General features: G+C 66.5%; 9 protein-coding genes. 5 read left to right on the forward strand and 4 right to left on the reverse strand.

The genetic code is table 11. The annotated features are described in order from the left end of the window. The 3 genes from ACXJKH_RS12555 to ACXJKH_RS12565 form a co-directional block, all read left to right on the forward strand. Nucleotides 1-786 (forward strand): TolC family protein (locus ACXJKH_RS12555; protein ID WP_457319680.1); only part of this gene is annotated, 786 nt, incomplete at its 5' end. A 155-nt stretch (nucleotides 787-941) separates the two neighbouring features. Then, nucleotides 942-1,208: a hypothetical protein gene (locus tag ACXJKH_RS12560; RefSeq protein ID WP_256774033.1), complete on the forward strand. Its 267-nt coding sequence runs from the start codon at nucleotides 942-944 to the stop codon at nucleotides 1,206-1,208. A gap of 99 nt (nucleotides 1,209-1,307) precedes the next feature. After that, nucleotides 1,308-2,564: a PQQ-dependent sugar dehydrogenase gene (locus ACXJKH_RS12565; RefSeq protein ID WP_457319682.1), complete on the forward strand. Its 1,257-nt coding sequence runs from the start codon at nucleotides 1,308-1,310 to the stop codon at nucleotides 2,562-2,564. A 24-nt stretch (nucleotides 2,565-2,588) separates the two neighbouring features. On the opposite strand, the gene ACXJKH_RS12570 is transcribed toward ACXJKH_RS12565, so the two are convergent. Further along, complete coding sequence (locus ACXJKH_RS12570; protein WP_457319684.1) at nucleotides 2,589-3,449, reverse strand: endonuclease/exonuclease/phosphatase family protein; 861 nt, start codon at nucleotides 3,447-3,449, stop codon at nucleotides 2,589-2,591. Between the two features lie 197 nt (nucleotides 3,450-3,646). Between ACXJKH_RS12570 and ACXJKH_RS12575 the strand changes: the two genes are divergently transcribed. Next, nucleotides 3,647-4,195: a GNAT family N-acetyltransferase gene (locus tag ACXJKH_RS12575; protein WP_457319686.1), complete on the forward strand. Its 549-nt coding sequence runs from the start codon at nucleotides 3,647-3,649 to the stop codon at nucleotides 4,193-4,195. Between the two features lie 2 nt (nucleotides 4,196-4,197). On the opposite strand, the gene ACXJKH_RS12580 is transcribed toward ACXJKH_RS12575, so the two are convergent. Both ACXJKH_RS12580 and ACXJKH_RS12585 read right to left on the reverse strand, forming a co-directional pair. Then, nucleotides 4,198-4,866 (reverse strand): hypothetical protein, encoded by a 669-nt coding sequence (locus ACXJKH_RS12580; RefSeq protein ID WP_457319688.1) that lies wholly within the window; start codon nucleotides 4,864-4,866, stop codon nucleotides 4,198-4,200. A 55-nt stretch (nucleotides 4,867-4,921) separates the two neighbouring features. Further along, nucleotides 4,922-5,332: a g-type lysozyme inhibitor gene (locus ACXJKH_RS12585; RefSeq protein ID WP_457319690.1), complete on the reverse strand. Its 411-nt coding sequence runs from the start codon at nucleotides 5,330-5,332 to the stop codon at nucleotides 4,922-4,924. A gap of 170 nt (nucleotides 5,333-5,502) precedes the next feature. Here ACXJKH_RS12585 and ACXJKH_RS12590 point away from each other — a divergent pair, with 170 nt between their 5' ends. Next, nucleotides 5,503-5,814 carry a hypothetical protein gene (locus tag ACXJKH_RS12590; protein WP_457319692.1) on the forward strand — a complete coding sequence of 104 codons (312 nt, stop codon included), beginning with the start codon at nucleotides 5,503-5,505 and terminating at the stop codon, nucleotides 5,812-5,814. A gap of 15 nt (nucleotides 5,815-5,829) precedes the next feature. On the opposite strand, the gene ACXJKH_RS12595 is transcribed toward ACXJKH_RS12590, so the two are convergent. Next, a partial coding sequence (locus ACXJKH_RS12595; RefSeq protein WP_457319694.1) for a hypothetical protein occupies nucleotides 5,830-6,303 on the reverse strand: 474 nt, incomplete at its 5' end.

A 6,303-nucleotide genomic window follows, 5' to 3' on the forward strand; every position in this document is an offset into this window, starting at 1 on the left:
GTGCAAAGCAGCCGCGCGCGATTGAAGGCCATCGAAGCGGACATCCCGCTGCTGGAAGTGTCCGAAGTGCAGTCGCGGCATCGCCTTGCCGTGCTGCTGGGGCAGCGTCCGGATGCATTGGACGCACTGCTGCAGCCGCGTGAAGTGCCGGCCTATGCCAAGCAGCTGCCGCTCGGTGACACCACCGATCTGCTGCGCCAGCGCGCCGACGTGCGCAGTGCCGAGCGTCGCCTGGCGGCGGCTACCGCACGCGTTGGCGTGGCCACGGCCGACCTGTTCCCGCGGATCAGCCTCACCGGCTTCGTCGGTTTCCTGTCCGGCGATGCCAGTGGGTTGGTCAACGGCAGCAACAAGGCCTGGTCGATGACCCCGTCGATCAGCTGGGCCGCGTTCGACTTCGGCACCGTCAAGGCACGCCTGCGGGCGAGCAAGGCGCAGGCCGACGGCGTTGCCGCCGAGTACGAAAAGGCGGTGTTGCTGGCGCTGGAAGACACCGAGAATGCGTTGACCCGCTATGCCAAGCAACAGGCGCGGTTGGGCATCGTCGCCGAGCAGGCCCAGGCCGCCCGGCGTGCCGAGCAGCTGGCGCAGATCCGCTACCGCGAGGGCTCGGAAGACTTCCTGACCCTGTTGGACGCCCAGCGCACGCAGCTGGCGGCCGACGACGCACTGGCCGCGGCCGAGTCCACCGTCAATGTGAGTGTGGTGGGGGTGTACAAGGCCCTGGGCGGCTGGGGCCAGCAGCAGGAGGCCGCACCGCCGGCCGTGGCTGGCACGCTGCGTTGAGCCGATGCGCGAGGGCGGCCAGACCGCCCTCCCGTGTGATCTGCGTCAGAATTTGCCGCCATGCATGATCAGTGAAGCGGCCGTTGGCGTCTTTGCCACTGACGTCCGCACCAACCCGGGTGATACAAAACTCCCCTTTTCCAGGGGAACACCTCATGATCGACCGTGACCAGTGGCGGACAGCCTCGACCGCCACTCGGAGCGCTCAGGCGGCCCTGTCGCCCAGCGCGCTGGTGTTGCTGATTCTGGCGGCGCTGGTGGTGGCCCTGGGTTTTGCCCGGCTTCCGGACACCTTGCTGGACATCGGCGTGGTCGTGGTCGGGCTGTTCATCGCCGTCGGCGCACGCATCTGCCAGGCCCGCGACCAGCATCTGGCCTTGTGTCGAATGCTCGGTGAGGATCACCCACAACGCCGGCATTGAGTTCGCCTGTCATCGTCCGGGGGGCGATGCGKCGTGACGCAACAGTCACGCAGGCTGCGCGACGCTTCCTGTCCCCTTGCCCGACGACGAGAATTGCCGATGCGCCCGACATCGCTCGCCGCTGCGTGCCTGCTGGCACTGGCCGCCGCTGCCACCGCAAGCGCCGCCGATCCGCTGGTCGGCCCCGGTGAGCAGATCGCCAGGCAGTTGCCCAAACCGTATGCCACCCGGTCTGCCCAGCTCAATTCMAAGGTGATCGGCTGGCCACAAGGTCGCACCCCGAAAGCGCCCGCCGGGTTCCAGGTCAGCGCCTACTCGCGCGACTTCGACAACCCGCGCTGGATGGTGCTGCTCGACAACGGTGATGTGCTGGTCTCCGAGGCGAAGACCGGCAAGAAAAGCGCCAATCGCATCACCCTGCTGCGCGACGCCGATGGCGACGGCGTGCCGGAGCTGCGCAGCACCTTCCTGGCCGGTCTCAACCAGCCATTCGGCATGCTCCAGCGCGGTAACCAGCTATACGTGGCCAACACCGATGGCGTGTGGGTCTATCCGTACGAAAACGGGCAGACGAAGATCACCGCCAAGGGCCGCAAGATCCTGTCGCTGCCTGCCGGTGGCTACAACAATCACTGGACGCGCAATATCGTCGCCAGCCCGGACGGCCAGTACCTGTATGTGACCGTCGGCTCGGCCAGCAACAACGGCGAGTACGGTCTGGAGAACGAGAAGCGCCGCGCCAACATCCTGCGCATCCGCCTCGACGGCAGCGGCGAAACCGTCTTCGCCGCCGGCCTGCGCAATCCCAACGGCATCGCCTTCAAGAATGGCCGCATGTGGACGGCGGTCAACGAGCGCGACGAGCTCGGCGACAACCTGGTACCGGACTACATCACCGAGGTGCACCAGGACGGTTTCTACGGTTGGCCCTACGCGTATTACGGCGCCAACGAAGACCCGCGCCTGGCCGGCAAGGCGCCGGAACTGGTCGAGAAAACCCGCGTCCCCGATTTCGCGGTGGGCCCACATGTGGCGGCGATGGACATCACTTTCTATGACGGCACGGCGTTCCCGGCCCGGTACCAGGGGGGCGCGCTGGTGGGCCTGCACGGGTCGTGGAATCGTGCCGTGCTATCGGGCTACAAGGTGCTGTTTGTTCCCTTCAAGGGCGACAAACCCAGTGGCCAGGCCGAGGATTTCCTCAGCGGCTTCGTGGTCGACGGCAGCACGTCGGAGGTCTATGGCCGCCCGGTGGCCAGCCTGGTGCTCAAGGACGGCAGCGTGCTGGTCAGCGACGATGCCGGCAACACGGTCTGGCGAGTCAGCCACGCGCCCAAGGCCACCGCCGCGCGCTGAGGCGGTGGCCCGTCGCGCCCGGGCTCAGTGCCTGGGTGAGGTGGGGAACACCAGTTCGGCCTGCACCGGGTAGTGGTCCGACGGCAGCACGCCGCCGGGCTTTTCATCCAGCGTGCTGAAGCGATCCACGGTGAAGCCGCGCACCAGGATCCAGTCCAGTTCCACGGTCGGCTTGCCGGTGAAATCATGGAAGGTCAGGCGCGGGCCATCGACCTTGCCGGCAAGCCTGCGCGCATCACCGAGCGCGGCGGTGAACGTCTGGTAGGTGGTGCTGCCCGGCTCGCTGTTGAAATCGCCGGTGACCACCACCGGGATGTCCTTGGGCAGCGCGGCCACCCGTTCAATGATCAGCTTGGCACCCAGCACGCGGCGCGGCTCATCTTCCTCGCGGTAGGGCAGGTGGGTATTGAGCAGGTAGAAGCGCTGGCCATCGGTCTGGCGCTGGAACAGCCCCCAGGTGACCATGCGCGGCATCAGGTTGCCCCAGGTGATGCTGGCGACCACATCGGGCGTGTCGGAGAGCCAGAAATTGCCGGATTCCAGCAGCTTGAGCTGCGCGGTGTCGTAGAACACGCCCATGTGCTCATCGGCATGGCCGCCGCGGCGGCCTTCGCCGAACCAGCGGTAGCCGGGCAGGTGCTGCACCAGGTAATCGGCCTGTTTTTCCACCAGCTCCTGGGTGCCAAACACGGCCGGGTGCTGCTCGCGCAGCAGCGTCACCATCGCATCGCGACGGTCTTCCCAGCGCCGGCCGGCCTCGGTATCCACCGGCGTGCGCACGTTGAAGGACATCACCCGCAACGCGTCGGCCGCATGCGCCGAAGCGGTGGCGAGCGACATCGCCATCAATACCAACAAAGCGGGGCGGTGGAAACGTGCGTGCATGGGGCCTCCTGGACGGCCTGACAGGGAAGGCCCCAGCTTGCCATGCTTTCCTCGACACCGACTGTGCCGCAACGGGTGACACCTGCTGCAACGCAGCGCGAACACCGTGGCGGATGCGGTGATTGTGACGCGCCTGCTTGAGCGCGGCCGCCAATCCGGGTTGAATCGGAACAGCACTGCCCCTCGCGGAGTTTCAGGTGAATCCCCAGTCCCTTCCACCGCCGTCTTCCGGCCACCCTGACGTGACGCTGCGTTGGCTCCGGCGCGGCGACGCGCAGGCGTGGTACGACTATCTGCGCTTACCCGAGGTTATCGGCCAGACCAGCTGGGCGCTGTCATCGGTCGACGACCTGACGGCAATCTTCGCCGCACTGGAGCCGGAGGCTGCCGCGCCTCAGCTGCGCCTGGCCATTGTCGATCGCGGCGATGCGCTTGTTGGAACCCTCGGCTTCCACAGCATCAATCCCCATCACGGCAGCGCCGAAATCGCCTACGAGCTTTCACCGGCGGCCTGGCACCGGGGCATCGCCACGGCCGTGTGCCGGCAGGTCGTGCCGTGGGCGTTTGCCCATTTCGGCTGGCAACGCATCCAGGCCGTGGTGCTGGATACCAATCATGCCTCGGCGCGCGTGCTGCACCGGTGCGCGTTTCAGCATGAAGGACGATTGCGCGGCTTCCGTCGTGTCGGCGGTACCTCGCGCGACTTCGATATGTATGCGCGTCTGCGTGGCGACCCGGCCAGCTAGTTTCAACTGGTCAGCAACACCCAGCCGATCAGGCTGTTGATCGCGATGCCCAAAAGCAGCACCCACAGCGTGGACAACACGGTATTGAGCCAGGAGCGTTCCAAGGCCACCTTGAGCCAGCCAGCCTGCACCACCGCGTACCAGAGCAGGGACAGCAGGGACACGGCCACGCCGATGTGGGTCGACAGCTGGCCTGGCAGCCGGACGAACACCATGCTGGTAGACAGCGCGACCGCGAACGGCGCGGTCAGGTAACACTGCACGAAGAATGGGCGGCGCAGCGTCTCGCGGGTCATCGGCAGCTTGCTGCGTCGGAGCATGTGCACGGTAGCGATCAGCGGCCACACCGCGAAGGTGATCGAGCGGTACAGCAACAGACTTTCCTCGTTGCCGAACACCGTGCGCGACAACTGCCCGGTGCCGACGATCTGCTGGTGCATCAGCAACTCCACCCCGTGCGCCACCAGCACCGCCAGCATGAGGAACATCGGCGGACTGATCGCATCGTCGAACTGCTTGTCCAGCTTCTGGGTCAGCTCGGTAGTGACGTACTGCGCCATCCGCCGTGGATGCACGATCACCCGGTACAGCGTGCGCGGGAAAAACAGGAACCAGGTGCAGAGCTCGTAGAGAAACTCTTCCAGCGATCGAAGCAGTTTGAGGAAGTCCATCCCAAGGTCCCTGCGATGAAGGCGCCGACAGCGCCGGGCGGGCCCGGCACTGCGGTCAGCGGATGGCGACGGTCAGCGTATGCGGTGCCTTCTCGCCACGGCGCGCCTGCGCCCGCATCTGGTAGACCTGCACCACGTAGGTGCCCGAGGCGGGCAGGGTGCCGGACCAGCGCCGCTTCTCATCGTTGCTGCCCAGCGCCTCACCCTGGCCGGGGACCACGCCAGGGGCGAACACATTGAAGCTGGCATTGGCGCTGCCGCCCACCGTCACTGTCATGGTCTGGCCGGCGCGTGCCGACACGGTGTAGCGGACTGTGTCATAGCCGGAAAGCGTGCCACGCAGCGTGGCGCTGCTGGCGCCCTTGGTGAAGTGCACCGGTGTGGTGGTGACCTTGTCGGCCGCGGTGGCCAGGGCCGGGGTCAGTGCGAGCAGGGAAGACAACAGCAGCAAGCGGAAGGGTTTCATCGCAGTTCTCGCGGGCCCGGGCTTGGGCGTCCGGCCGAGCATGATCGCCAGGGCATCAAGGGCTTGTCGATGGGGCCGGCAGATTGGGCGCCGCCCCGACTCGACGGCGCATGACGCGCCAAGGAGGGGTAACCTTGGCGGTTCCCTTATAGAACGACAGGCCGGCGCCGATGGATTATCAGCTTGTGATCAAGTTCTGGCGAAAGTCGCTGGACGACGAGGCGTTCCTGGCCACGCTGGAGGCCGAGCTGACCACCGCGCTGGGCAAGGCGGCGACGCTGGACGGCTATGACGTCAGTGCCAAGGAAATCAACCTGTTCATGTTCACGGCCGATCCGCGCCCGACCTTCCGGCGCACCAAGGACGTGCTGGAGCGGTTGGGTGTCCTGCACAGCGTTTCGGCGGCCTACCGCCTGGTTGGCGGTGCCCAGTTCACCTCGGTGTGGCCGCTGCGGATGGCGCGGAAGTTCRCGTTGCCGTGAGRGTGGGGCGGGCGGCTACGCCCGAACGGCCACCAGCTTGTCGTTCGACAGCGCATCCTCGCCGTCGAAGCGGTAGGCCACCAGCGGCTCGCTTTCCAGTGCTGCGCTGTAGTCCACGCAGCACGCCTTGGCGGAGATGACGCCCGGGTTTCCGCTGAACCAGTAATGCCCGAAGAAGACCGGTTTGGCCTGGTCGTAGCGCGCGATGGCGCTGTCTGGAATCGGTGTCTCCGGCAATTGACCCGCATCGCGGCCGATCAGCGCCGCAGTGCGGTAGGTCGAGGCCGTGTCATCCCACCAGCGCACCCGCGTCCGCTGTCGGACAATGCCCTGCTTGTCCGTGAAGGTGATCGGGGCGGGCAGCTCGATCTCCAGGCCCTTGCAGATCGCTTCCACCGCCACGAACGCCGCGCTGTCTTTGCGTGATGCCGCCACCAGCAGTTCCGGCGTGAGCGTGTTACCCACCCCGAGCTGATCGGCAATGACCGC

This window comes from Stenotrophomonas sp. P5_B8 (genome assembly GCF_054049855.1).

Coding starts and splice junctions, on each gene's coding strand:
- ACXJKH_RS12570 (WP_457319684.1), bottom strand. CDS start 3,449: ATGCACGCACGTTTCCACCGCCCCGCTTTGTTGGTATTGATGGCGATG.
- ACXJKH_RS12560 (WP_256774033.1), top strand. CDS start 942: ATGATCGACCGTGACCAGTGGCGGACAGCCTCGACCGCCACTCGGAGC.
- ACXJKH_RS12585 (WP_457319690.1), bottom strand. CDS start 5,332: ATGAAACCCTTCCGCTTGCTGCTGTTGTCTTCCCTGCTCGCACTGACC.
- ACXJKH_RS12580 (WP_457319688.1), bottom strand. CDS start 4,866: ATGGACTTCCTCAAACTGCTTCGATCGCTGGAAGAGTTTCTCTACGAG.